Genomic DNA, 25,609 nt, shown 5'->3' on the forward strand with positions numbered 1-25,609 from the left:
TTAGTCTAGTAAAATCTTGACCAACTGGTCCAAATTAATGAAATTTAACCAAGAGAGAGGTAAAAGCCCGCTAGCGCGGCACTCATTAAGTTAGATAACGTTGCAGCAATAACAGCTTTTAACCCCAGTCTCGCAATTTCTTTTCTGCGTGTTGGTGCCATAGCACCAATTCCACCCATCAAAATAGCGATAGAAGAGAAGTTTGCAAAACCACAAAGTGCAAAGGTGATAATGGCCTGAGATGCTTCAGATAGCTGCGATTGGTTTTCTAAGAAGTTAAGGTAAGCAACGAATTCGTTGACCACCATTTTCTGACCAATGAAGCTACCTGCAAGTTGTGCTTCCTCCCATGGTACGCCGATTGCCCATGCGAGAGGTTGAAGTACATAACCCAGGATCCCTTCAAACGTAACGTTTTCATAGCCAAATAGCGCTGCTGTCCAGCCAATAAGACCGTTGAACATGGCAATTAACGCTATGAAAGCGAGCAGCATGGCACCTACGTTTAACGCAAGCTGCATGCCTGACGCTGCGCCACTGGCAGCAGCATCAAATACATTAGCGTAGCCGGTATCTTCCGCGTCTACGTCGTGTAAGTCTTCATTGGGTTTACTGGTTTCAGGCAAGATAATTTTTGCCATTAGCAAACCACCTGGCGCAGCCATAAAGCTTGCGGCCAATAAGTATTTAAGGTCAACGCCCATTCCTGCATAACCTGCCATCACAGAGCCCGCAATTGACGCTAGCCCGCCTACCATAATGGCAAACAGTTCAGAGCTCGTCATGTGTGGGATGAAAGGGCGAACTACCAAAGGCGCTTCGGTTTGACCGACAAAAATGTTGGCTGCAGAGGACATGGATTCAGGGCGACTAGTCCCCAGCGCTTTTTGTAAGAATCCACCGATTACTTTGATGATGACACCCATCACTTTGAGGTGATAGAGAACCGCGATAAGTGCAGAGAAAAAGACAATAACGGGAAGCACGTTAAAGGCAAAAATAAAAGCAATTGATTTGTCACCAATAGGGCCGAACAAGAAGTTAATGCCTTCTTGGCTATAAGCAATAATGTTGGCGACAAATTTGGTTGCGCTTAATAGAACTTCTTTACCTGGTTCAGAGTACAGGACAAATGCGCCAACTGATGCTTGAATAGCAAATGCGCCGCCAACGGTGCGCCAATTTATACTGCGTTTCGCCGATGATAACGCGAAAGCAATACCCAGAAGGACTGCAATGCCCAGTAAACCTACCATAGTAATGTTCCCTTAAAGAAGCGCTTGCTGAATGTGTGATTTGATCACATCTAATGCGATTTGGTTTTTGCCACCTTGCGTCACTACTACGTCGGCAGTGAAGCGGCTAGGTTCGATAAATTGATGATACATAGGCTTTACAGTTTCTTCGTACTGCTTGGCCACTGATTCTATGCTACGACCTCGTTCTTTAAGGTCTCGCATCATTCGGCGCATCAAACAAATATCAAGAGGAGTATCGATAAAGATTTTTACGTCGTACAGAGGTAATAAATCTGTACGTGCAAGCAACATAATACCTTCAAGTATGATCACCGGTGCGGGGTTTAAGCGCTCCGTTTCAGGTAAACGTGTGTGCGTTTTATAGCAGTAATGCGGATAGTCGATAGGCTGACCATCACGCAATGCTTGCAAGTGCGCTTTCAATAGCTCATGTTCAAATGCGTTTGGATGATCGTAGTTATTCTTCTCACGTTGTTCCATGGGAAGATGATCTTGGGCGCGGTAATAGTGATCTTCGCGCAGCACTTGAACAGGGCGGCCTTGAGCACTGAAGCCGTTAAACAAATTTTTTGTAAAAAGAGACTTCCCAGAGCCAGAAGCTTCCAGAAATGGCAATAATAAGTGGCGATTGCATAGTACTATAAAGCTGGTTTTGTTGGTGCAAAGATACGCGTTTAGGCCTCGCGAATCAATGTTATATTCACAAGTTATCACTTTTAGGCGCGGTCTTTGCTAGAACTTTATTGTATTTTCAAGGTATTGCGGGCTGTTTTTTAAACTCGCATAAAATACAAAAAAGTTCTCCAAGTGGTCAGTTTTTAATTAGTTACCAATAATTTCAATATCCTCTTCTTTTATCGGTGGCAATGCATAAGAGTGTTGCTTCGAACGTGATCCTTCACCCTGAGCACGAGGTGGGTAATAATTCTCTTTTTCTTCATTATACGATGTGAACACCTCATCAAGAGCAGCTCTTATCTCACTTAACGTCTTGTCTAAGTTTGCGTTGAAGTCTGGACGTTTGCGTTTAGTGTGCCCAAGTTCTATTAGGCGCCCGAAGCTTTTGTTGGCTAAAGCTAGCAATTCAGTAGGTACATCTTTGTGGGGAGGCAAGGGATTACCTGGGTGCTCGATACAATACTTAACCAATGCGGTATAAAAGCATAAGGGCTTGTTCTGTAGCGTAACCACTTTATCGTCTATACCGTTAGAAATGGTTTTGTCTTTTAAGTTAATAACAAGCTTAGGCGTAGGGGGGATGACTTCTTCAAGCGCTTTGCGAGCCTTTCTTGTTCTACTCGAAATAAAGAATAGCGGGGATGTAAAGAGTGACGCAATTAAAGCAATCCAACTGAACGTTAAGGCGCTTGAAGGAGGTTTATGACGAAGTTCGACGAAAATCTCTTGTTCAGCATTAATGAAACGGGACGACATTTTACTGGGGTATAGGCTGAAGTCATCAGAATTCGTTTCTATACCTTGAATACCCTTTACCAAAACTGGATAACCTTCTTCTTTGAGGCTGCTGTTCAATCTACTCAGATATCGGTAAATCGCGAATTGATTGACCGGCGTGTTAAGTGTTTTATTACCCACATCTAAAAAGGCACTATCTAAACTAATTCTACGCTGAACATTATCAAGCGCTAGATGAACAGAAGATTGGAATGAGAAATATTGTGCGGTTATCGCCACGCATTGTAGTGCCACTATTAAAGCTAAAACGTTAATGGCAATCAGGGGCTTGGACTTGAAATAAACTTTTTTATTACCCATTAGTTACACCCCTCTTCCAATGTAATAGTTTTGTAATAGGGTCTGGGGTGAGACATCGCTATATCGTGAACGACTGACTGCATTGCACAAAACAAGTCGGTATTCTGCGTTTGCATTTTCAAAAACCATTGCATTCCGCTAACGCTATCTAAAAGCGGCGTGGCGTAGTTTCGTGAAAACTTTTCTTTATCTTCTTCAGCCCAGTAAGAAGATATTATGTCCACATCACCGGCAAGCAGCGCGCGTCTTAGTTCTTGATGAGAACTAAAATATACAATATCAACATTATTGGCGCTTAAGCCCAGCTCTTGCATCACGGTTTTTGGAACGATATGGCCTGAGCGACTGCTAGGATAGTCCAATAAGCCAATGCGCTTTCCTAAAAGATACTCTTTTGAAAGTTCAGGTCTTTCTCGTAAAGCTATGAAAAAAGCCGAATAGTTAGGGTGAGACGCGATTTTAGTTAAGCCGTAAATCTGATCTGCCCCGAAAGCATCAACTACGTTGCTCTTGACCAACGCTAAATCAACAACGCCGTGATTGATATAACGAAACGTGTCGTAGTCGCTTTGACCGATAGTTACCTTGACCTCGCCATATTGACGCTTAATGATTTTATCTTCACACAAACGCTCGCTAGCCATTTCTGCGATTCTGCCATCGGTAACATATACAGAAAAAACATCATTGTTACCCTCAAGACCAGTCTTGCAGGTTATGTAATGACCAGTCTGTGGCGCGATATCGCCATACGATGCAGAATTTAGAAAATAGTTTATCGAACCACAAGTAACAGCGGCCAAAATAAAAATTATCCATTTTCCTGAAGCAACAATTCTGAAATTAGTCAAAAAAACGACCGAATGAATTAACGATTTATAAAGTGATTTCATCAGTTAAGGTTATTTATTGCAATAGGTAAGTTTATTTAAATGCGTTAAATTATTGATAATAATTGGTTTATTATAGGTGAACCTGATTTTTATTAAACGCTGTTTATTAGTTGCCCGTCTGTCAAGAATAGGTTCAGCAATTCGAAGCGGGTCGCCAATAATAATAACAAGTAAATTAACTAGACCATGTGGTCAAGAAAAAATTTGCAAACTCAGTATTCTCGTACGATTGCTGTAAAATAAAAATGTAAAAGTGTAATAAAAATGACATGAACCTTGACGACAATTCATCGGGTTCCGGTTAAGAACCAGACAAATTGCACGATATATGTACAGTTTTTGGCCGAAAGAAAAAAGAATTTTAAACAAAAAGGGAAACACACACATGAACTTCAAAGCAAAGCTAAGTCGCGTAGCGATCGCTGTTGCTGTTGCTGCAGGTCTGGCGGGTACAGCCTCGGCACAAACAACAACGTCGTCTATCCGAGGCAATGTTGTCACTGAAGCTGGCTCAGACCTTTCTGGCGCGACAGTCACAATAAAACACGAACCTACAGGTACTTCTTCAGTAGCAATCACGAACGAAAACGGCACTTTTTCTTCGCGCGGTCTTCGCGTAGGTGGTCCTTATACGATTACAATTTCAGGTGACGGTTTCGTTCCTGCGAAAGTAGAAAACGTTTATCTTTCTCTAGACCAGGCGTTGGATCTTCCAATTCAACTTGAGTCGTCTCGCAGCACTGAAGTTATTACGGTAACCGGTAGCTCTGCGGGCACTGGGTATACCAATGAAGCACTAAGCACAAGCCTTGGTCTTGAAGCGCTTCAGCAAGTAGTATCAATTGACCGTGATATCACAGATGCAGCACAACTTGACCCGTTTGCATCAGTAAACGTTCAAAGCGGTGGTTCAAAAGAGCTTAGCATTGCAGGCGCAAATAATAAGTTCAACTCTTTGACTGTTGATGGCGTAGCATTAAACGACCGTTTCGGTCTTAACGCTAACGGTTACCCTACTCAGCGCTCTCCAATTTCTTATGATGCAATTGAATCTTTGTCTATCCAAACTGCGCCTTTTGACGTTGAGTATAACGGGTTTACTGGTGGTACAATCAACGCTGTAACTAAATCAGGTACGAACGAATTCCACGGCTCAGTCGGTTACTACTACACTGACGATTCATTCATTGGCGATAACAATGGTGATGAAGAGTTCAATTTCGATTTCGAAGAAGAAACGTTTGTTGCCACTTTAGGTGGCCCGTTGATAAAAGATAAGCTCTTTTTCTTTGTTGCGTACGATAAATTTGAATCTGTAGCACCACTTAATCGTGGACCTGCTGGATCAGGCGCCGTTAATGAAGTTTCAACTATCACGCTAGATGATGTTGCTCAGGTTTCTCAAATCGTTTCTGACGTTTGGGGCTTTGACATAGGTGGTTTCCAGAAAGACGACGTACAAGATGAGAAAGTTCTTGCAAATATCGATTGGAATATCAACGATGACCACCGCGCTAAGTTTACTTACATGCTTACCGACGGTAACTCAATCAATGAGCAAAATGGTAATAACTTTCTAGCTAACGACGAAATACTTGGTGCGTCTTCAGCTTGGTATGACCGTTCTGAAAAAGTTGAGAGTTTTATTGCACACGTCTTCTCTGACTGGACTTCAGACTTCTCTACACAGTTCAAAGTAGCAAAAACAACGCAAGCTACAGGCCAAGAGTCTCTAAATGGTTCTGAGTTCCCTAACTTTGCCGTTTTCTTACGTGAAGTAGATGGCGATGAAAATTACTTGACGATTGGTCCAGACCGCTTCCGTCACGGTAACTCTCTTGATCAGGACTTCTTCCAAGTTAAACTAGTTGGTATTTACACAACCGGCGACCACATCTTGAAGTTTGGTTATGAGCGTGAAGAAGTTGACGTAAATAACCTATTTGCACAAAACTCTGAAGGTTCGTATCTATTTAACAGCCTAGAAGACCTTGCAAATGCTGAAGCATCTGCGCTGCTTTACAATAATGCTATTACAAACGATGAGAACGACCTTCGTGCGATTTGGGGTTACAACTACAACTCACTTTATTTCCAAGATTCATGGGAAGCGACAGCTGAGTTAACGATTGACGCTGGTATTCGTTATGACTGGTATGAATCTGAAGGCTCTATCCGCGAAAACCAAAACTTCGTAGACCGCTACGGCTATTCAAACACTAACGATGTTGATGGTCTAGATGTAATTCTTCCTCGTGTGTCGTTCCAGTGGTATGCCTCTGATTATACAACTGTACGCGGTGGTATTGGGCGCTTCTCTGGTGGTGCACCAAGCGTTTGGGTATCAAACAGCTACTCAAATGACGGCGTAATTTCTGACAACTATCAAGACTTTGGTTCTGGTCAGACATACCAAGTTCCTACTACACCAGATGCTGCTACGGGCCAGTACATTCCTCAGAATATTCTTGACCAGCTTGCTAACAATGCCCCAGATGGTGATGTAAATGCACTGGCGAATGATTTTGATATTCCTACAACGTGGAAAGTAAGCCTTGGTGTTGCTCATGAGCCGGAAATGGAAGAACTAGAAGGTTGGTTGTTCTCTGCTGATGTGCTTTATAACAAGCTTGAAAATGCGACTTACTGGTACGACCAACGCTGTGAGAACCCAGTTAGTACAGCACCAGATGGTCGTGGTGTTTATGACTGTAGTGAAGGTCCAGAAGCTATCGTAACTGGCTCGGTTGATGAAGGTGATTCAATACTATACGCCTTGTCTGCTTCAAAAGCGTGGGATACCTCTTATGGCTCATTCGACTTCTTCACAAGTTATACTTATGCTGATGTAGAAGATATTGGTTATGGCACATCATCAACTGCAACGTCTAACTATTCAGACTTCGCGGCTTACGATCGTCAGCAGCCACGTGCTGGCACGTCTAACTTCCAGACTGAGCACCTATGGAAAATGCGCTTCAATTGGAAGAAAGAGTTGATTGATGGTTATGAAACGACTGTATCAATCTTTGCAGAGCGTCGCTCTGGTCAGCCTTACAGCTACACATTTGATGAAAATAACGCATGTGTGCTAGATGTTGGTGGTGGCCGTTGTGCGCGTGAAAGCCGTAACGATGATGCAGGACACCTGCTTTACGTTCCAGATGGTATCAATGATCCATTGTTCGCAGCCACTTCATTTGGTGGTGACGTAGCAGCTCAGCAAGAATTCATTGACTATATCAATAGTTCAGAGCTAGCTCAGTATAAAGGTGGAATTGCTGAACGTAATGGCGACAACTCTCGCTGGTCAACAATCATTGATGTGCGTGTTCAACAGGAACTACCAGCATTCTATCCAGAGCACAAACTTACTGTCTTCTTTGATATAGAAAACTTCGGTAACCTACTGAATGACGATTGGGGCCGCATCGAGCGTACTCGCTATGAATATGAGCGTGCTGTAGTTTCTGCAAATATCGTAGATGGTCAATATGAATATTTTGACTTGAACAGTGATTCACGTATTAAAAACCTAGAAGTTCTTGACCAATCAGTATGGCAAGTTCAGTTCGGTATTAAATACGACTTCTAATTACTTAGTTTAAAAAAGTTGTAGTGTTAGGTGCCACTCTCCTTAACAGGAAGTGGCACTTTTTTATGCCTGCAATTTATCTCACACATCTGTTACTTACCGCGCATAGCCTTTGCTTATGATCTAAGTCCCTCCACTACACGAATTAACTGACGAGAAAATCTTTTAAATGCTCGCAAGGAGGGCTTATGACAAAACGTATGCTAATGGTAATGACGTCTCATGAAATTATGGGTGATACGGGTAAGAAAACAGGCATGTGGTTAGAAGAGTTTGCCGCACCTTATTACGCATTTAAAGACCAAGGTTACACAATTACATTGGCCTCGCCGATGGGTGGGCAGGTTCCGATTGACCCTAACAGTCTTGCAGAAGACGCGATGACAGACGATGCAATGCGATATACAAAAGATGAGTTAGCGCGTAGTGCAATCGCTTCGACTATTCCGCTTGAAGACGTGCGTGCTGATGAATTTGACGCAGTGTTTTATCCTGGCGGTCACGGCCCTTTGTGGGATCTGTCAGATAACACCCACTCAATCAAACTTATTGAAGACACAATTGCGGCAAACAAACCTGTTGGTGCCGTGTGTCATGCGCCAATCGTGCTTAAAGATGTGAAAACTACAGATGGTAAGTACTTGGTGGACGGAAAAGCTGTGACAGGCTTCTCCAATAGTGAAGAAGCTGCAATGGAGCTTACTGACGTAGTGCCTTATCTGGTAGAAGATGAGCTAGTCAAAAAAGGCGGTAAGTATGAAAGTGCTGACGATTTCGCCGTAAAAGTGTGTACTGATGGCTTATTGGTAACGGGTCAGAATCCACCGTCATCGCGCCCCGCGGCAGATGCGCTAATTAAGCTTTTATCTTAAAAAGTCTTAGTTCATAAGCTATTAGGAAACCGCATCTTGTATGCGGTTTCTTGTTTTTTTGCTGTCAGATTTTTGGAGGCATAGCTAAACGTTTTCAAATAAATCTTCAACGCGTTGTCTTAATTCTTCAATTCGTGTCACGTCAGCAGGGGCAATAAAAATAGTATCATCGCCCGCAATCGTCCCTAATACGCCATCTTTTTTGCTCAATGAATCTAGTAGACGAGCAATAAGCTGTGCTGCTCCAGGGCTGGTTCTAATAATAACCATGACATTGTTGTGAACAATATCTAATACCAACTGTTTGAGTGGGCTTTTGGCGGTAGGCATACCTAGTTCAGGAGGCAAACAGTAGACCATGTCTCCTCTGGCATTTCGGGTACGTACCGCACCAAACTTACTCAGCATTCTAGAGATTTTGGATTGGCTGATATTGTCAAAGCCTTGCGCTTTTAAAGCATCTACAATCTCGCCTTGTGAACCATAACTTTCCGCTTTAAGAATCTCTTTAAAAGCCTTGATGAGTTGCTCTTGTTTTGCGTTTGCCATTAGCGCTCTTTTCTTTTCTGAGGGTTATCGTTAGGAATTATATTTAGTATGCGTATATTGTGCCGCACAGGTGGACTTTGCGCAATTTCTTTGCATAATCATTCATGATAATGAATATCGAACAAAAATCGCCATAAATAACGTTAATAAGACGATCCGGTGATTGAGTTTTCCCCCGCGTTGCATTAGTGTGACGTTCCGTTTAAATACGTGAAGTAATCCCATAGGAGAAATGGTATGAAAGTAGCCGTGTTAGGTGCTGCCGGTGGTATTGGTCAGGCGCTGTCTTTGTTGTTGAAAACACAATTGCCAGCAGGTTCAGATTTAGCGCTTTACGACGTTGCGCCAGTTGTTCCTGGTGTTGCCGTTGATTTGAGCCACATCCCCACTGCGGTAAAAGTAACCGGTCACGGTAAAGATGACCTAGCTGAAGCACTGACTGGAGCAGACGTAGTTCTTATTCCAGCAGGTATGCCTCGTAAGCCAGGTATGGATCGTTCTGATCTGTTCAACATCAACGCCGGCATTGTTAAAAACCTAATCGAAGGTGTAGCTGATAACTGCCCGAACGCGTGTGTTGGTATCATCACTAACCCAGTGAACACTACTGTAGCTATTGCAGCTGAAACGCTAAAAGCAAAAGGCGTTTACGACAAGAACAAGCTTTTCGGTGTAACTACGCTTGACGTTATTCGTGCTGAAACTTTTGTTGCTGAACTTAAAGGTGTAGACGTATCTTCAGTACACGTACCAGTAATCGGTGGTCACTCTGGTACAACTATCCTTCCTCTTCTTTCACAAGTTGAAGGCGTTGAGTTCACAGACGAAGAAGTATCTAGCCTAACGACTCGTATCCAGAATGCAGGTACTGAAGTTGTTGAAGCGAAAGCGGGCGGCGGCTCTGCAACTCTTTCAATGGGTCAAGCAGCAGCACGCTTCTGTCTATCTCTAGTTGCAGCAATGCAAGGTGAGAACGTTGTTGAGTACACTTATGTACAAACTGACGACAGCGACGACGCAGCATTCTTCGCACACCCAGTTCGCCTTGGCGCAAACGGTGTTGAAGAAATCTTGCCATACGGCGAGCTAAGCGCATTTGAAGAAAAAGCGAAAAACGACATGCTTGAAGGCCTACGTGGCGACATCAAGCTAGGCGTTGACTTCGTAAACGGCTAATAGTGCTTAAAGCGGATGCATTAGCATCCGCTAGGAAAGGCTGGATACGTCCTTGCGTATCCAGCCTTTTTTGTTGCGTCTTTGTAGGCTTCGCCACGATGTCCTTGTCACACGATAGACTCCGTACATAATCCTCTCTTCGATTCATTAAGTCATGTAGCAGCCTTTTATAAGTTGACTCTTCAAGTCTGTCACTGCGGCTCGGAGGGCTCTATTCGGTGCAGCGTTATTGTACTCAGTGCGACTGGGTAGCCCTTGTGAACTGCGTAAGTGTATCCAGAAATCATGTTGTCCGTTTGAACAAACAGAATTATCTTCGATGCGAATGTTGTATGTGACCCATCAATCTCGATCATTCGCCCATCTATACTTATATCGTCGGCAGAAAATAGTGATTGCAGTTCACTAAACGTCTTTTCCCCTTTTCTATAAACGCGAAGTGAACCAGGTTGGTTTTCGTTTAATTCTAGTAATGCTAGCTCTGGCCTTTCTAAATAGTGCATCACACCAATCCATGTGCCAAAAGGTGGGACAGTATCACGCTGTTCTGCATCAAGTATTATCTGTTTACGGTTTTCAACAAACTTACGTGGAGTTGATTTTGCGTCTTGTCTTATAAGTTGATACGTCTCAGAAATATAATGCTCTTTACCTCTATTGCTCGACTCTAACACGTTAAAACCTGTATCCAGATAAGGCGATACAGTGATTGCGCGCGTCACGTCGCCTTCGATGACTGTTTTAATAGTGCATCTATTCTCTGTACAACTAATGTCGTCATTAGTGAATGGAGTGCGGCGAACTCTTTTTAAGCCCCCTACAATGGCTATTTCATAAAAGTTGTGTTCACCACTTTCATTTATTTGAAGTAGTCGGAAAGTCATATTATCTTCACTAATGCCTTCCCATAATCCAGTAGGTAGTTCCAATGTACTAGCGATGCAGTGGCTATTGAGCGAGAACAGCGCAACAAAGAATAATAGTAGGGATATACGCATTTTTAATCCTTTAAAATATGAGAAAAAGCGTCGTTACTAATAACATGCGGACTTGGTTGATTCACCAATTTTTTACTACTAGTTTTTACTGCTAAATAGTGAAATTAAAACCTCTGTACTAAATTCGGACTGGTATAAGCACAAAAAAGCCCGCTACGTCATACGAAGCGGGCTTTTATATCCTTATAACGCGGGCTATTTAACCCGTGTTACGCATACCTATCGCGATACCTGCAATAGTTACCATCATGGCGCGTTCAAGGCTGGTGTTCTGCGCATCGTCACCGGCTTTACGGATACGGTCTAGAAGCTCAATTTGCAGGTAATGCAGCGGCTGAAGGTATCCTGCGCGGATCTCCATAGACTCTTTACCCTGCGGGTCGTTCTTCATAATGTCGTCATTGCCTGTAATAGCTAACAGTGACGAGATGCTTTCCTTAAGCTCGCTACGTAGCGCTTCACCAAAGTGCTTAAGCTCTTTAGGTACAAGGCGCTCATCATACGCTTCGCTGATACGTGGATCGGCTTTGTGGAACACCATGTCTAGCATAGAAAGACGTGAACGATAGAATGGCCATTCGCTGAACATTTCGTTAACTACTTTCTCGTTCTCAGGGGTTTTCACGCTATCAATAGCACGCATAACGCCTAACCAGCTTGGCAGTACTAAACGTGTTTGTGCCCAAGCAAAAATCCACGGAATAGCGCGTAGGCTCTCAATTCCGCCTTGTGGCTTACGCTTAGCAGGGCGGCTACCTAGAGGTAATTTACCTAACTCTTGCTCAGGCGTTGCTACACGGAAGTAAGGTACGAACTCTTCATCATGGCGTACTGTTGCACGGTAGTTATCGCGACCTTGGGCTGCCATTGCAGTTATAAGCTCTCGCCATTCTTCTTTTGGTGCCGGAGGCGGGAATAACATGGCTTCAATTATGGCGCTGGCGTAAATACCTAGGCTGCGTTTAGCCAGCTTAGGCATACCGAATTTATAGCGAATAGTTTCGCCCTGTTCTGTTACGCGGAACCCACCGTCTAATGAGCCAGGAGGTTGTGAATAAATAGCAGCGTGTGCTGGCAATCCACCACGACCAATCGTACCACCACGTCCGTGGAACAGGGTGAGGCTTACGTCGAATTCTTCTGCAATTGCAACCAATGCTTCTTGCGACTGATACTGTGCCCAGCCAGCAGCCAATGCGCCTGCATCTTTTGCTGAGTCAGAATAGCCAATCATAACAAACTGACGGCCCTTCACGTAACCGCGATACCAGTCGATAGACAGGAGTTTGCGCATTACATCTGGTGAGTTGTTCAAATCGTCAAGCGTTTCAAATAGTGGTGCTACCGGCATTGGCCAATCTACACCGCTTTCTTGAAGAAGCAGCTGAACCGCCATAACATCTGATGGCTCGCTTGCCATAGAGATAATGTAGATACCAAAGCCATGCTTACTGTGTTTTGCAATGACCTTGCAAGTATCTAGTACTTCTTTTACATCGTCAGACGCATCCCATTGTGCTGGGAATAGCGGACGTTTTGAGCCAAGCTCGCGCAATAAGAATGCTTGCTTGTCGGCTTCGCTCCACTGTGCGTAATCGCCTAAACCTAAATAGCGTGTTAGTTCGCTGAAAACGTCGGCATGACGCTCAGAGTCCTGGCGTACATCTAGGCGTAGAAGGTGAATGCCGAAAACACGTGCACGGCGAATAGTATCTAGAAGTAGGCCATTAGCAACAACCTGCATTCCGCAGTCTAATAGTGACTGATAGCAAAGCATCAACGGCTCAATAAGCTCGTCGTCGCTTTCTATCCAGTTTGACGTGTCTGGATTTTTTCCTGCTAGGTAGTCGCTAATGCCATCGCGGGTAGCAATGAACTTGTTCACTAAGGGGCGAAGTAGGGCGCGATACGGCTCGTTGGCATCGCCTACTTTTTCACGTAGTTCTTCGTTGCAATCGTACATTGAAAGTTCTACTTGCAAACGATCAAGGTCGATAGCGAAAAGCTTAGCTGCGCGCTTTCTTGCCAGTAGTAATACTTGCTCGGTCACTTTTGAAGTAACAAATGGGTTACCGTCTCTGTCGCCACCCATCCAAGAGCTAAATTGTACTGGTGACGAGTCTAGCGGTAGCGATACGTCGTAGTCTTCATTTAAGCGACCATCAAGCTCGCGCATGAAATCAGGTACCGCTTCCCACAATGAGTTTTCAATAACGGAAAAGCCCCAACGCGCTTCATCGACAGGAGTCGGGCGAACAGAACGAATTTCTTCAGTGTGCCACGCTTGCGCTATAAGATCAGCAATGCGCGTTTCGATTTTTTTACGCTCAACATCGCTTAGTGAAGCTTGATGCACAGCCTGTAGGCAGTCCGCTAGCTCTTTATGTTTGTGAATAAGAGTACGGCGCGTAACCTCAGTTGGGTGCGCAGTTAATACAAGGTCGATGTTTAGTTTTGCAACAGCGTCTTGTACTTTGTCAGCAGTTAGTTCTGCTTTATCTAGGTGTTTAAACAGAGCATCAATCGATGCATCGACATTCATTGCTGCATTGTATTCTTGCTCGGCAATATTGCCTAGGTTCAAGAATTGTGCGAAGGCACGGCCAACAGTAAGCAAATCGCTGTCAGACATTGTTTTGAAAGTTTCTTTCAGTTCTTCGCTACAGGTAGCGTCTCCCTGATAAGAAGCTCGGCCGCCTTTACGAATCTTTTCAATACGGTCTAGCCATTCCTGACCTAATTGATTTTTGATTGTTTCACCAAGGGTTTTGCCAAGGTATCGAACGGTATCTTTCAGTTCAGCATCGTAGTGTGTTTGCATGCTATCCTCCTAAATATATGGGCTAACCATACTGTGTCCTTCGCGACTTGTCTAACCACTTTCGGTTATAATTTACAACATTTCGATACTTTTGCACCACAGTTAACATTGCTCAAAGCAAGATATTTTGTGGTGTGGTACACTCTTGCACCGGAAAATGCAGAAACATTCTCGCGCTAAGCGTTTTGTTTGAAATTTGTACTGCATTTGTAATTTAATTTCAGGAGTTCTTGTGACTGATACATTCAATACAGTAGAAACCCAAGCAAGTTACGGCATTGGTTTTCAAATGGGTCAACAACTACAATCAAATCCGTTTGACGGACTAGCGATCGACGCTGTTGTTGCTGGCCTAAAAGACGCTTTTGCGGGTCAAGCCCCTCAAGTTGACAACGATACGCTGCGCGATGCGTTCGGCGAAATTCATAAGCGTATGCAAGCGGCTAAAGAAGAAGCGAGCAAAGCAGTTATTGAAGAAGGCACAAAGTACCTTGAAGAAAACGCGAAGCGTGACGAAGTAACGGTAACTGAGTCTGGCCTTCAATACGAAGTTGTTACTGAAGGTGACGGCGAGACACCAGATGCTTCTAGCACAGTACGTGTTCACTACCACGGTACGCTAATAAACGGTACTACGTTTGATAGTTCTTACGAGCGCGGTCAGCCAGCTGAATTCCCAGTAGGCGGCGTAATCAAAGGTTGGACTGAAGCACTTCAACTTATGAAAGCAGGTTCAAAATATCGTCTATACGTACCACACGACCTAGCTTACGGTGAGCAAGGTGCTGGCGCAGCTATTGCACCTTACAGCACCCTAATCTTTGACGTAGAACTTCTTGACGTTCTAGGTTAATGATTGCTTCACAGGAGTGCCCAATGGTGCTCCTGTGAATACCTGTATTCTTCTTTGCTTCATTTTTTATTCCTTTCTATCTTCTAGTCTATTTCTTTTACTCTTCTAACGCTTAGTTAGTAAACGAACAGCACACTAGTAATCAGAACGCGCTTACTGTCGCTTATTTAAATCTAAATATGTGATGCTACTATGTTTTGTTGGTGAGAATGCATGTATGCGATATGCTGGCAAAAGCGTTTTATGGTTAGCAGGCTTCCATCTGCTCCGAGTTGTTATCAGTGGCTTCGGCATTACAATAGCTCCACGCTCAAATAAGGAAAATTATTATGATTATCAAGCCTAAAGTGAGAGGCTTCATTTGTACAAACGCGCACCCTGTTGGCTGTGCAACGGCGGTTGACGAACAAATTGCTTATGTAGAAGCAAAAGGTGACTTAGGCGAAGGCCCTAAAAATGTACTGGTTATTGGTAGCTCAACAGGCTACGGGTTAGCGTCACGCATCACATCTGCGTTTGGTTATGGCGCAAAAACATTAGGTGTTTGTTTCGAAAAAGCACCGACGGAACGCAAAACGGGTACAGCAGGTTGGTATAACACTGCAGCGTTCCACGAAAAAGCCAAAGCGAAAGGTTTGTATGCTGATACAATAAACGGCGATGCCTTTTCTGATGAGATCAAAAACGAAGCTATCGAAAAAATCAAAGCTGAAATGGGTAAGGTTGACTTGGTTATTTATAGCCTTGCGTCTCCGCGCAGAACCGATCCAGAAACCGGTGTGACCTACAAGTCGACGCTTAAGCCAGTAGGCGAGGCATACACCACAAAAACTTACGACACAGATAAAGATAAAGTGCATGAAGTGGCGCTTGAGCCAGCCAACGACGACGAGATCCTCAACACCATCAAAGTGATGGGCGGCGAAGATTGGGAGCGTTGGATGGACTTTTTGCGTGAAGCCGATGTGCTTGCAGAAGGCTGTAAAACTACCGCATATACCTATATCGGGAAAGAGCTTACGTGGCCTATCTACGGTCAAGCAACTATCGGTAAGGCAAAAGAAGACCTAGATCGCGCTGCTGCTGCTATTATTGGTAAAAACAGTGACTTGCTTGTACAAGCCAATGTGAGCTCGTTGAAAGCACTGGTAACGCAGGCAAGCTCAGCCATTCCTGTAATGCCTTTGTATATTTCACTTATTTATAAAGTGATGAAAGAGGAAGGCACCCACGAAGGGTGTATTGAGCAGATTCATGGCTTGTTCACACAGTGCCTGTTCGGCAATACACCAACGTTAGATGAAGCAAATCGCTATCGCATGGATGGCAAAGAAACTAACGATGCAACACAGGCAAAAATTAAGGCGTTATGGGATCAAGTGACACAAGAGAACTTTCATGACTTAAGTGACTACAAAGGTTACAACCATGAGTTCTTAAAACTGTTCGGTTTTGACATTTCAAGTGTTGATTACGACAGTGAAGTTGACCCAATGGTTAATTGGTAAAACCTAAACTTACTATTAATTAACCTAATGCTTATATGCGCAAAAGCCGTCTGATTTGACGGCTTTTTTGTACCTGATTACAAGTTGATACGGCGTATGGATTCGCAAAATGTAAATGAATAAGACCAAAGGTTTACATTAAATTGTAGAAAAATTTGCCTTTATCTTGAAATTGCGTGGCACAAACGTATGGGTTAATGCTAAAATCCCGAAATTAAGTAGGGGCCTTTTCTGCCTCTACCAAAACAGCAGTGGCGATTGCAGCAACACAACAACAATAATAAGTGTAAATTTCTGCTGGTGGTCTATAAAGAAAGGGCGAACAAAGCGTCCGCAAAAGGAATTATGCGTTACGGCTTCATAACAGGCTGACCGTAGCAATTGCAGCAAGTTCCATCAATCAACAACGAAAAGGTGTTCTACACCTGTTAATAGTGCGCTTTTGCATGCTGACAGGCAGGTTTTCTGCGGTCATGCAAAAGGGTATTTCTATTAGAGTAGTGCGATTACATATGATAAAAATCAAGAAAGGTCTCGACCTCCCAATTGAGGGAGCGCCAAAGCAGGAGATTGCTGATGCATCTGCTGCAACGCGCGTTGCCATTCTGGGAGAAGAATATGTGGGTATGCGCCCTACCATGCACGTCCAAGTTGGCGATGTAGTGAAGAAAGGTCAGGTTCTTTTTGAAGATAAAAAGAATCCTGGCGTTAAATTCACTGCGCCAGCAGCGGGTGAAGTGGTAGAGGTTAACCGTGGTGCAAAACGTGTTCTTCAGTCTGTAGTTATCAAAATGAACGGCAGCGATGCTGTGACATTTGATAAAATTGCAGCTGACCAGATCGCGAGCGCAACACGCGAGCAGCTTCAGTCAATCCTTGTAGAGTCAGGCATGTGGACAGCGTTCCGTACACGTCCATTTAGCAAATCTCCTAAGCTAGACTCTGTTCCAAGTTCAATTTTCGTTACAGCAATGGATACCAATCCACTGGCAGCAGATCCTGCTGTGATTATTGCTGAGCGCCAAGACGATTTCGTAAATGGTCTTAAAGCGTTAACGCAATTGAGCGGTGGCAAGACTTACGTTTGTAAAGCGGCAGGTTCTTCTGTTGCTACTGGCGATGCGGCAGTTGATGTTGAAGAATTTGGCGGTCCTCACCCTGCGGGCCTACCGGGTACTCACATCCACTTCCTTGATTCAGCCGGTATGAACAAAACGGTTTGGCACATCAACTATCAAGACGTAATGGCGATTGGTGCACTGCTTACTACTGGTGAACTAGATAACCGTCGAGTTATCTCACTTGCAGGTCCTGCTGCAACCAACCCACGTCTAGTGCGCACTCTAATTGGCGCAGACGTGACCGAGCTAACTGCGAACGAGCAAGTAGACGGTGAAGTACGTGTTATCTCTGGTTCTGTACTTAGCGGTACGACAGCGATGGGCGTTCACGGCTTCCTTGGCCGTTTCCACACCCAAGTTTCATTATTAAAAGAAGGTCGCGAGAAGAAATTGTTTGGTTGGATCCTACCAGGTTCAAACCAACACTCAGTGACTCGTGCTTACTTAGGTCACCTAAGTGGCAGCAAGAAATTTGATATGACAACAACTACCAATGGTTCTGAACGTTCTATGGTTCCAATTGGTAATTACGAACGCGTTATGCCCCTAGATATCATTCCTACGCTTCTGCTTAGGGACCTGATTTCTGGTGATACTGACGGTGCTCAGACGTTGGGTTGCTTAGAGTTGGACGAAGAAGATTTGGCATTGTGTACTTATGTATGCCCTGGCAAATACAACTACGCTCCTATCTTACGCGACTGTTTGACCACGATAGAGAAAGAGGGTTAAGTCATGGGTTTAAAAGCGTATTTAGAAAAGATCGAACCAAACTTCGAACCAGGTGGTAAACATGAAAAGTGGTATGCGCTTTACGAAGCTGCGGCGACCATTTTCTACACCCCAGGTAAAGTAAATAAAGCTAACACGCACGTGCGTGACAGCATTGACCTTAAGCGCATCATGATCATGGTATGGATGGCAACATTCCCAGCTATGTTCTTCGGTATGTATAACATTGGTTTCCAAGCGCAAGAAGCTATTGCTGCTGGTGCAGGAACACTACCTGATACGTGGCAAGCAGGTCTATTCGCTGCCCTTGGCGGTGACTTGGCAAATGCGGGAACACTAGGTCTATTTTTCTATGGCGCATGCTTCTGGCTGCCAATCTACGCGGTAACGTTCGCGGTAGGTGGTTTCTGGGAAGTATTGTTCGCGTCTGTGCGCAAGCACGAAGTTAACGAAGGTTTCTTCGTTACATCGGTACTGTTCGCACTAACACTTCCAGCTACTATTCCTCTATGGCAAGTTGCACTAGGTATTACCTTCGGTGTTGTAATTGCTAAAGAAGTATTCGGTGGTACAGGTCGTAACTTCCTTAACCCAGCATTGTCTGGTCGTGCATTCCTTTACTTTGCGTATCCTGCGCAAATTTCAGGTGACCAAGTATGGGTAGCGGCAGATGGTTATTCTGGTGCAACGTCTCTAAGCCAAGCGGCTTCTGGCAACCTTGATTACGCGAACATGGATCAGTGGATGAACAGCTTCATCGGTACTATCTCAGGTTCAGCGGGTGAGGTGTCTACCCTTGCTATTATTCTTGGTGGCTTGTTCATCATGTACATGCGTATAGCAAGCTGGCGCATTGTTGCTGGTGTAGCAATTGGTGTGGCGTTCTTCGCAACCTTGCTAAACCTAATCGGCAGCGATACGAACCCTATGTTTGCAATGCCTGCTCATTGGCACTTTGTTGTTGGTGGTCTTGCTTTTGGTATGTTCTTTATGGCGACAGACCCAGTTTCTGCGTCGTTCACAAACCAAGGTAAGTGGGCTTACGGTATCTTCATTGGTTTCATGACGGTACTAATCCGCGTCCTAAACCCAGCCTTCCCTGAAGGTGTAATGCTAGCAATTCTATTTGCTAACTTGTGGGCGCCACTGTTCGACTATTTCGTCGCACAAAGCAATATCAAGCGGAGGGTAGCACGTGTCGGCTAAGAAAGAATCTTTAGGCAAAACGGTAGGTATTGTTGTTGCCGTATGTTTAGTTTGTTCAATTGTTGTTTCTGGCGCGGCTGTTGGCCTTCGCTCTTTACAACAAACAAACGCAGCTCTAGATAAAAAGAGCAACATTCTTAACGCTGCAGGCCTTTATGAAATGGGCATGAGCAATAGCGCAATTGAAAGCACGTACAGCGAGCGAGTAGAGCAGCGTTTTGTTAATCTTGACGAAGGTACTTTCGTAGAAGCGCCTAAGCCAGATTACGATATGTATAAAGCAGCCAAAGAAACTGAGTACAGCACTAAGGTAACTAACAGCAATGTTGGTTTCCAACGCCGCCCTAACGTGGCAAGTGTTTACTTAGTTCGCGACGACGCAGGTGATGTTTCTCGTATCATCCTTCCTGTACACGGCAGCGGCCTTTGGGATCTTATGTACGGTTTCTTAGCGGTAGACGCAGACGGCCAAACGGTTCGCGAGCTTATTTACTATCAGCAAAAAGAAACGCCAGGACTAGGTGGTGAAGTGCAAAATCCTGCTTGGCAGGACAAATGGGACGGCAAAGAGCTTTACGAAAATGGCGAAGTTGCTATTCGCGTAGTGAAAAATGCTAACCCAAGCAATCCTCACACTATCGATGCGCTTTCAGGTGCAACCCTAACCAGCAACGGTGTTGAAAACACTATTCGTTACTGGGTAGGCGAGCAAGGCTTCGGCCAGTTCCTGAAGAACCAAGCATGGCGTTCATAAGGGAAGTCTCATGGCAGATACTAAAGAAATGAAAAAGGCCCTCTTTGGGCCAATCCTGGACAACAACCCGATCGCCCTACAGGTATTGGGTATCTGTTCAGCACTGGCAATTACCACTAAGCTGGAAACAGCATTGGTAATGTCGCTTGCGCTTACAAGCGTTGTAGCGTTCTCAAACTTGTTTATTTCACTAATTCGTAACCAGATCCCATCTAGCGTTCGAATTATTATCCAGATGACTATCATTGCGTCGTTGGTAATCGTTGTTGACCAAATCCTGAAAGCGTATTCGTATGAAATATCGAAGCAGCTGTCGGTATTCGTTGGTCTTATCATTACTAACTGTATCGTAATGGGTCGTGCTGAAGCCTACGCCATGAAGAGCCCACCTCTAATGAGCTTCCTTGATGGTATCGGTAACGGCTTGGGTTACTCTTTCATTCTAGTTGTAATTGGTACAATTAAAGAGCTATTTGGTTTCGGTACTATTTTAGGTTTCGAAATCCTTCCACTGGTTCAAAACGGTGGCTGGTATCAGGGTAACGGTTTGTTAATCCTACCATTCAGCTCATTCTTCTTAATCGGCGGTATGATTTGGGTTATCCGTACTATCCGTCCTGAGCAAGTAGAGCCTAAGGAGTAAGTCATGGAACATTATTTGTCGTTATTTGTTCGCTCAATCTTCGTTGAGAACATGGCGTTATCACTTTTCTTAGGTATGTGTACATTCCTAGCGGTATCTAAGAAAGTTAAAACTGCTATGGGTCTTGGTGTCGCAGTTATCGTGGTACTAGGTATCTCTGTACCCGTTAACCAAATTATTTATGTAAACATTCTTGCTCCAGGCGCATTAGCATGGGCAGGTTTCCCAGAAGCTGACCTAAGCTTCCTTAACTTCCTAACGTTTATCGGTGTTATCGCAGCGTTGGTACAGATCCTAGAGATGAGCTTAGACAAGTTCTTCCCAGCGCTTTATAACGCGCTAGGTATCTTCCTTCCGCTTATTACTGTTAACTGCGCAATCTTCGGTGGTGTAGCGTTCGCAGTGCAGCGTGAATATAACTTGACCGAAAGCGTTGTTTACGGCGTAGGAAGTGGTATTGGCTGGGCAATAGCAATTGTGTTGCTTGCAGCAGTACGTGAAAAGCTTAAATATGCTGATATGCCTGATGGTGTTCGTGGTCTAGGTTCTGTATTTATGATCGCGGGTCTAATGGCACTAGGCTTCCAGTCATTCACTGGTATTCAGCTGTAAGAAAGCTCGGGAGCATATAAATGAATAATGTAGAAATATATCTAGGCGTAGGCATGTTCATTGCCATCGTTCTAGCGCTGGTATTTATTATCATGTTTGCCAAGTCTAAATTGGTACCAAGTGGTGATGTAACTATCACTATCAATGGTGACCCAGACAAGGCAATCAAAACTGCACCGGGTGGCAAACTTCTTGGTGCACTAGCTGACGCAGGTTACTTCGTATCATCTGCGTGTGGTGGCGGTGGCTCATGTGGTCAGTGTCGTGTAGATGTACACTCAGGTGGTGGTGAAATCCTTCCAACTGAACTAGACCACATCACTAAAGGTGAAGCGCGCGAAGGCTGTCGTCTTTCATGTCAGGTTGCTATCAAGCAAGACATGGAAATTGAGTTGGAAGAGTCGGTATTTGGCGTTAAGAAGTGGGATTGTGAAGTTATCTCTAACGATAACAAAGCAACCTTTATCAAAGAACTTAAGCTTAAAATTCCTAACGGTGAAAGTGTACCTTTCCGTGCAGGTGGTTATATTCAGATTGAAGCGCCAGCGCACCACGTTAAGTACAAAGAGTTCGATATTCCTGAAGAATACCGCGGTGACTGGGAGCGTTTTGGCTTCTTCGACATCGAGTCTAAAGTAGACGAAGAGACTATTCGTGCTTACTCAATGGCGAACTACCCAGAAGAAGAAGGCATTATTATGTTGAACGTGCGTATCGCTACGCCGCCACCTAATAACTTAAGCCTACCTGCGGGTAAAATGTCATCGTACATTTGGAGCCTGAAAGAAGGTGACAAAGCGACTATCTCTGGTCCATTCGGTGAATTCTTCGCGAAAGAAACTGAAAACGAAATGGTATTCGTAGGTGGTGGTGCAGGTATGGCCCCAATGCGTTCTCACATCTTCGATCAGCTTCGTCGCCTTAAGTCTAAGCGTAAGATGAGCTTCTGGTACGGTGCACGTTCACTTCGTGAAATGTTCTATACAGAAGACTTCGACGAGCTAGCAGCAGAAAACGATAACTTTGAGTGGCATGTAGCACTTTCAGATCCTCAGCCAGAGGACAACTGGGAAGGTTACACAGGGTTTATCCACCAAGTACTTCTAGAGAATTACTTGAAAGATCACCCTGCACCAGAAGACTGTGAGTTCTACATGTGTGGACCACCTATGATGAACGCGGCCGTAATCAACATGCTTAAAGATTTAGGTGTTGAGGACGAAAACATCATGCTAGATGACTTCGGTGGCTAAGCTACTCGTTTAAAAGTTAATGAGCATATTAAAAGGGGCGCAAGCCCCTTTTTTGTTGAAGCAAAACGCATAATGCACATTGTTAGTGAAAAATGTGCAAATTAGCTAAGGACAACATCGTGATCCGATTCGGTATTCGAATTTTTCTCGCTTTTGTTGCTATTGGTATTCTTGTACTTGCAAGCTGTAGCGACGAAAAAACGCCTGTAGTGCACCTTCAAGGGCAAACAATGGGCACAACCTACAATGTAAAATACCTTCTAGCTGAAACGCCGGTAGAAGGCTTACAGGCTGAAATAGATGCCCGTCTTGTTGAGGTTAACAAGATGATGTCTACTTACGACCCTACATCAGAGCTCTCACGCTTTAATCAATATCGTTATACCGATAACTTCGCGGTGTCGCCAGATACGTTAACCGTGGTTAATGAAGCCCTGCGCTTGGCAAATCTTAGTGGTGGTGTGCTTGATGTTACCGTTGGTCCATTGGTTAATTTGTGGGGGTTTGGCCCGACTAAGCGCCCTGAAAAAGTACCAAGTCAGACAGACATCGACGATATTCGTCAATATGTAGGGTACAAGAAGCTTTTCAACGACGCCTACAGGCTTAAAGAAAAGCCATCCTATGCTGTACGTCGACCTGTCGACTATTGCTAAAGGTTTTGGCGTTGACGAAGTGGCAGAGATCCTTGAAAAGCACCGTATAGAAAACTACCTTGTGGAAATAGGTGGGGAAATGCGCGTAAAAGGCGAGCGAGGAGACGGCAGTGAATGGCTTATTGCTATTGAAAAGCCGGTTACTACTGAACGCGCAGTTCAAAAAGTTGTCTCAATAGGTGAAAACGCGGTCGCTACATCGGGTGACTATCGTAATTATTACGAAGAAGACGGTGTTCGTTATTCGCACCTAATAGACCCGACTACCGGTAAACCTATCTCACATAACTTGGTGTCGGTCACCGTTGTTCACCCTTCATCTATGACGTCAGACGGTTTGGCTACGGCATTTAATGTGATGGGATGGGAACAAGCAATAGCGGTTGCTGAGCAAGAGCAACTTGCTGTATTCCTCATTCGTCGCACAGAAGACGGATTTGAAGAGTATGCGTCGCCAGAATTTGATAAACTGGTCACAGTTCATAATTAGGGGGTAGCTATGTCTACATTCATTCTTGCTTTTGGTTTCTTTCTAACAATGGTACTAGCTATGGCCGTTGGCTACCTATTTCAGAAAAAATCAATTTCTGGAAGCTGCGGCGGATTAGGCGCACTAGGTATTGAAAAGGCCTGTGACTGTCCAGAACCTTGCGACCGTAAAAAGTCACGTATGGAAAAAGAAGAAGCCCGTCAGAAAAAATTAAACGAGTGGAAGCAAAACCAAATTTTGTAATGCTTATCACATCGTTGACTTAGTATTTAAAAGCGCTGTTTGAGTAAATCGACAGCGCTTTTTTGTTTTTTAGCACTGCCTTCAAATTTAAGTGCGAGCCATTACTTCGATTTAGAAGCCATGATTAGATAGTGTAATTCAGCACTATTAATAATATACTGTCTTTTTGTACAGTTTTACTTTAAAGCTAAAGAATGAAGGCAGGTGATGCGAAAAATTATCCACGTCGACATGGATTGTTTTTACGCCGCAGTTGAAATGCGCGACAACCCAGCTTTGCGCAATATTCCCATCGCTATTGGCGGCAGTGCCGACCGTCGCGGTGTTATCTCTACCTGTAATTATCCCGCCCGTAAATTTGGTGTACGCTCTGCTATGGCTACCGCGTATGCGTTAAAACTATGTCCCAACCTTACTTTAGTGAAAGGCCGTATGGAGGTATATGCCGCTGAGTCGCAAAAAATACGTAAAATTTTTGCAGACTATACCGATCTTATTGAACCCCTATCGTTAGATGAAGCCTATCTGGACGTTACTAACAGTGAGTTTTGTGGTGGCAGCGCTACGTTAATAGCTGAAGAAATTCGTGCTCGTATTGAAAGCGAACTAGGTCTTACCGCCTCAGCAGGGGTCGCGCCCTGCAAATTCGTAGCAAAAGTAGCTAGCGACGAAAACAAGCCTGACGGCATTTGCGTGATCACTCCCGATAAACTTGATGAGTTTGTACGAGAAATGCCGCTAAAGAAAATTCCTGGCGTGGGCAAAGTTACTATGCAAAAGCTGCAGCGCATGGGGCTTAATACCTGCAATGACGTTCGTCAGTATCCTTTCGAACGTATTCAGAAAGAGCTGGGTAAATTCGGTAGTGTGCTGTGGGAACGGGCTCACGGTATTGATGAGCGAGAGTTGTCGGTATCACGAGAGCGCAAGTCTATAGGCGTAGAGCGCACGCTAAGCGAGGACATTCATACTATCGATCAATGTATCGACTTTCTGCCCCATTTGTTTGAAAAGCTTCAGGAAAGAATGGAGAACCATAAGAAGCGGACGGGCAAGCCTGTACGTATTCGCACGCAGGGCGTAAAGCTTAAGTTTAACGACTTTCAGCTAACCACGGTTGAGCATCGCTGTGCCACGCTAGATAAAGCTTATTTTCGTACATTAATGCAGGAAGCTTTTGAGCGAGCAACAGGGCGTGGCATCCGTCTTGTAGGCGTGCATATAGGCCTTGCCGCCGACCAATCGACACAGCAGCTGGTTTTGCCTTTTGAGCAGATTTAATTAACACTAGCGCCTTATTCTCTGACGCAACATATATCTTGAAGGTCACTATGGATTCAATGCAACTTAAAACCCCCGGTCGTTACAAGCATTATAAAGGCAATTTATACGATGTTTACGAAGTAGCCACCCACTCAGAAGATGAAAGCAAGTTAGTGGTATATCGTCCGTGTTATGGCGAAAAGGCTTTATGGGTTCGTCCCCTTGAGATGTTTGTAGAATCGGTAGAAAGAGATGGGGAAACACTCCCTCGTTTTGCTTATGTGGGTGATATTCCTGATGATGAAAAAATGATCTAATTGTGAAATTAGGTCATAG

General features: G+C 44.3%; 20 protein-coding genes and 2 pseudogenes. 15 read left to right on the forward strand and 7 right to left on the reverse strand.

Translation table 11 applies throughout. The annotated features are described in order from the left end of the window. Nucleotides 1–44 precede the first annotated feature (44 nt). The 4 genes and pseudogenes from ACYX4M_RS10040 to ACYX4M_RS10055 form a co-directional block, all read right to left on the reverse strand. Nucleotides 45–1,256 carry a NupC/NupG family nucleoside CNT transporter gene (locus ACYX4M_RS10040; protein WP_476079988.1) on the reverse strand — a complete coding sequence of 404 codons (1,212 nt, stop codon included), beginning with the start codon at nt 1,254–1,256 and terminating at the stop codon, nt 45–47. Between the two features lie 12 nt (nt 1,257–1,268). After that, nucleotides 1,269–1,893: pseudogene (gene udk, locus ACYX4M_RS10045) on the reverse strand (uridine kinase). Between the two features lie 188 nt (nt 1,894–2,081). Beyond that, nucleotides 2,082–3,035, reverse strand: a complete 954-nt coding sequence (locus ACYX4M_RS10050) for a hypothetical protein (protein WP_476079989.1) — start codon at nt 3,033–3,035, stop codon at nt 2,082–2,084. After that, nucleotides 3,035–3,928 carry a PhnD/SsuA/transferrin family substrate-binding protein gene (locus ACYX4M_RS10055; protein ID WP_476079990.1) on the reverse strand — a complete coding sequence of 298 codons (894 nt, stop codon included), beginning with the start codon at nt 3,926–3,928 and terminating at the stop codon, nt 3,035–3,037. The genes ACYX4M_RS10050 and ACYX4M_RS10055 overlap by 1 nt, the downstream gene beginning before the upstream one ends. Nucleotides 3,929–4,313: 385 nt before the next feature. Between ACYX4M_RS10055 and ACYX4M_RS10060 the strand changes: the two genes are divergently transcribed. Next, nucleotides 4,314–7,523: a TonB-dependent receptor gene (locus ACYX4M_RS10060; RefSeq protein WP_476079991.1), complete on the forward strand. Its 3,210-nt coding sequence runs from the start codon at nt 4,314–4,316 to the stop codon at nt 7,521–7,523. Nucleotides 7,524–7,711: 188 nt separating this feature from the next. Beyond that, a complete protein-coding gene (locus tag ACYX4M_RS10065) occupies nt 7,712–8,395 on the forward strand; it encodes a type 1 glutamine amidotransferase domain-containing protein (RefSeq protein ID WP_476079992.1) in 684 nt (227 codons plus the stop codon). 84 nt (nt 8,396–8,479) lie between these two features. Here the strand turns inward: ACYX4M_RS10065 and argR are convergent, their stop codons facing one another. Then, nucleotides 8,480–8,944, reverse strand: a complete 465-nt coding sequence (argR, locus tag ACYX4M_RS10070; protein WP_025253953.1) for a transcriptional regulator ArgR — start codon at nt 8,942–8,944, stop codon at nt 8,480–8,482. 237 nt (nt 8,945–9,181) lie between these two features. Between argR and mdh the strand changes: the two genes are divergently transcribed. Further along, nucleotides 9,182–10,120 (forward strand): malate dehydrogenase, encoded by a 939-nt coding sequence (mdh, locus tag ACYX4M_RS10075; RefSeq protein WP_476079993.1) that lies wholly within the window; start codon nt 9,182–9,184, stop codon nt 10,118–10,120. 191 nt (nt 10,121–10,311) lie between these two features. Here mdh and ACYX4M_RS10080 read toward each other — a convergent pair whose 3' ends face one another. Beyond that, nucleotides 10,312–11,118 carry a hypothetical protein gene (locus ACYX4M_RS10080; RefSeq protein WP_476079994.1) on the reverse strand — a complete coding sequence of 269 codons (807 nt, stop codon included), beginning with the start codon at nt 11,116–11,118 and terminating at the stop codon, nt 10,312–10,314. 199 nt (nt 11,119–11,317) lie between these two features. Continuing rightward, on the reverse strand, nt 11,318–13,939 hold the full coding sequence (gene ppc / locus ACYX4M_RS10085; RefSeq protein WP_476079995.1) for a phosphoenolpyruvate carboxylase: 2,622 nt from the start codon (nt 13,937–13,939) through the stop codon (nt 11,318–11,320). A gap of 232 nt (nt 13,940–14,171) precedes the next feature. Here ppc and ACYX4M_RS10090 point away from each other — a divergent pair, with 232 nt between their 5' ends. The 12 genes and pseudogenes from ACYX4M_RS10090 (at nt 14,172) to ACYX4M_RS10145 (ending at nt 25,590) form a co-directional block, all read left to right on the forward strand. Further along, nucleotides 14,172–14,792: an FKBP-type peptidyl-prolyl cis-trans isomerase gene (locus ACYX4M_RS10090; RefSeq protein ID WP_015068144.1), complete on the forward strand. Its 621-nt coding sequence runs from the start codon at nt 14,172–14,174 to the stop codon at nt 14,790–14,792. 329 nt (nt 14,793–15,121) lie between these two features. Continuing rightward, on the forward strand, nt 15,122–16,300 hold the full coding sequence (gene fabV, locus ACYX4M_RS10095) for an enoyl-ACP reductase FabV (RefSeq protein WP_476079996.1): 1,179 nt from the start codon (nt 15,122–15,124) through the stop codon (nt 16,298–16,300). A 512-nt stretch (nt 16,301–16,812) separates the two neighbouring features. Then, nucleotides 16,813–18,153, forward strand: coding sequence for a Na(+)-translocating NADH-quinone reductase subunit A (locus ACYX4M_RS10100; RefSeq protein ID WP_476079997.1), 1,341 nt, complete (start codon nt 16,813–16,815; stop codon nt 18,151–18,153). 3 nt (nt 18,154–18,156) lie between these two features. Continuing rightward, complete coding sequence (locus tag ACYX4M_RS10105; RefSeq protein ID WP_014950797.1) at nt 18,157–19,359, forward strand: NADH:ubiquinone reductase (Na(+)-transporting) subunit B; 1,203 nt, start codon at nt 18,157–18,159, stop codon at nt 19,357–19,359. Next, a complete protein-coding gene (locus ACYX4M_RS10110) occupies nt 19,349–20,113 on the forward strand; it encodes a Na(+)-translocating NADH-quinone reductase subunit C (protein ID WP_014950796.1) in 765 nt (254 codons plus the stop codon). Before ACYX4M_RS10105 ends, ACYX4M_RS10110 begins: the two co-directional genes overlap by 11 nt. Before the next feature lie 10 nt (nt 20,114–20,123). Then, nucleotides 20,124–20,756, forward strand: coding sequence for an NADH:ubiquinone reductase (Na(+)-transporting) subunit D (locus tag ACYX4M_RS10115; RefSeq protein ID WP_118492037.1), 633 nt, complete (start codon nt 20,124–20,126; stop codon nt 20,754–20,756). A gap of 3 nt (nt 20,757–20,759) precedes the next feature. Beyond that, on the forward strand, nt 20,760–21,368 hold the full coding sequence (gene nqrE, locus ACYX4M_RS10120) for an NADH:ubiquinone reductase (Na(+)-transporting) subunit E (protein ID WP_015068138.1): 609 nt from the start codon (nt 20,760–20,762) through the stop codon (nt 21,366–21,368). A 20-nt stretch (nt 21,369–21,388) separates the two neighbouring features. Next, complete coding sequence (gene nqrF, locus ACYX4M_RS10125; protein WP_071815998.1) at nt 21,389–22,621, forward strand: NADH:ubiquinone reductase (Na(+)-transporting) subunit F; 1,233 nt, start codon at nt 21,389–21,391, stop codon at nt 22,619–22,621. A 119-nt stretch (nt 22,622–22,740) separates the two neighbouring features. Then, nucleotides 22,741–23,767, forward strand: a pseudogene (locus ACYX4M_RS10130) (FAD:protein FMN transferase). A 9-nt stretch (nt 23,768–23,776) separates the two neighbouring features. Next, complete coding sequence (gene nqrM, locus ACYX4M_RS10135; RefSeq protein ID WP_014950791.1) at nt 23,777–24,010, forward strand: (Na+)-NQR maturation NqrM; 234 nt, start codon at nt 23,777–23,779, stop codon at nt 24,008–24,010. 207 nt (nt 24,011–24,217) lie between these two features. After that, the gene (dinB, locus tag ACYX4M_RS10140; protein ID WP_476079998.1) at nt 24,218–25,291 is read left to right on the forward strand and encodes a DNA polymerase IV; all 1,074 of its coding nucleotides are present in this window, start codon (nt 24,218–24,220) and stop codon (nt 25,289–25,291) included. 50 nt (nt 25,292–25,341) lie between these two features. Next, nucleotides 25,342–25,590, forward strand: a complete 249-nt coding sequence (locus ACYX4M_RS10145) for a DUF1653 domain-containing protein (protein ID WP_476079999.1) — start codon at nt 25,342–25,344, stop codon at nt 25,588–25,590. Nucleotides 25,591–25,609: the final 19 nt, after the last annotated feature.

This window comes from Alteromonas sp. ABV4_150, from assembly GCF_056311745.1.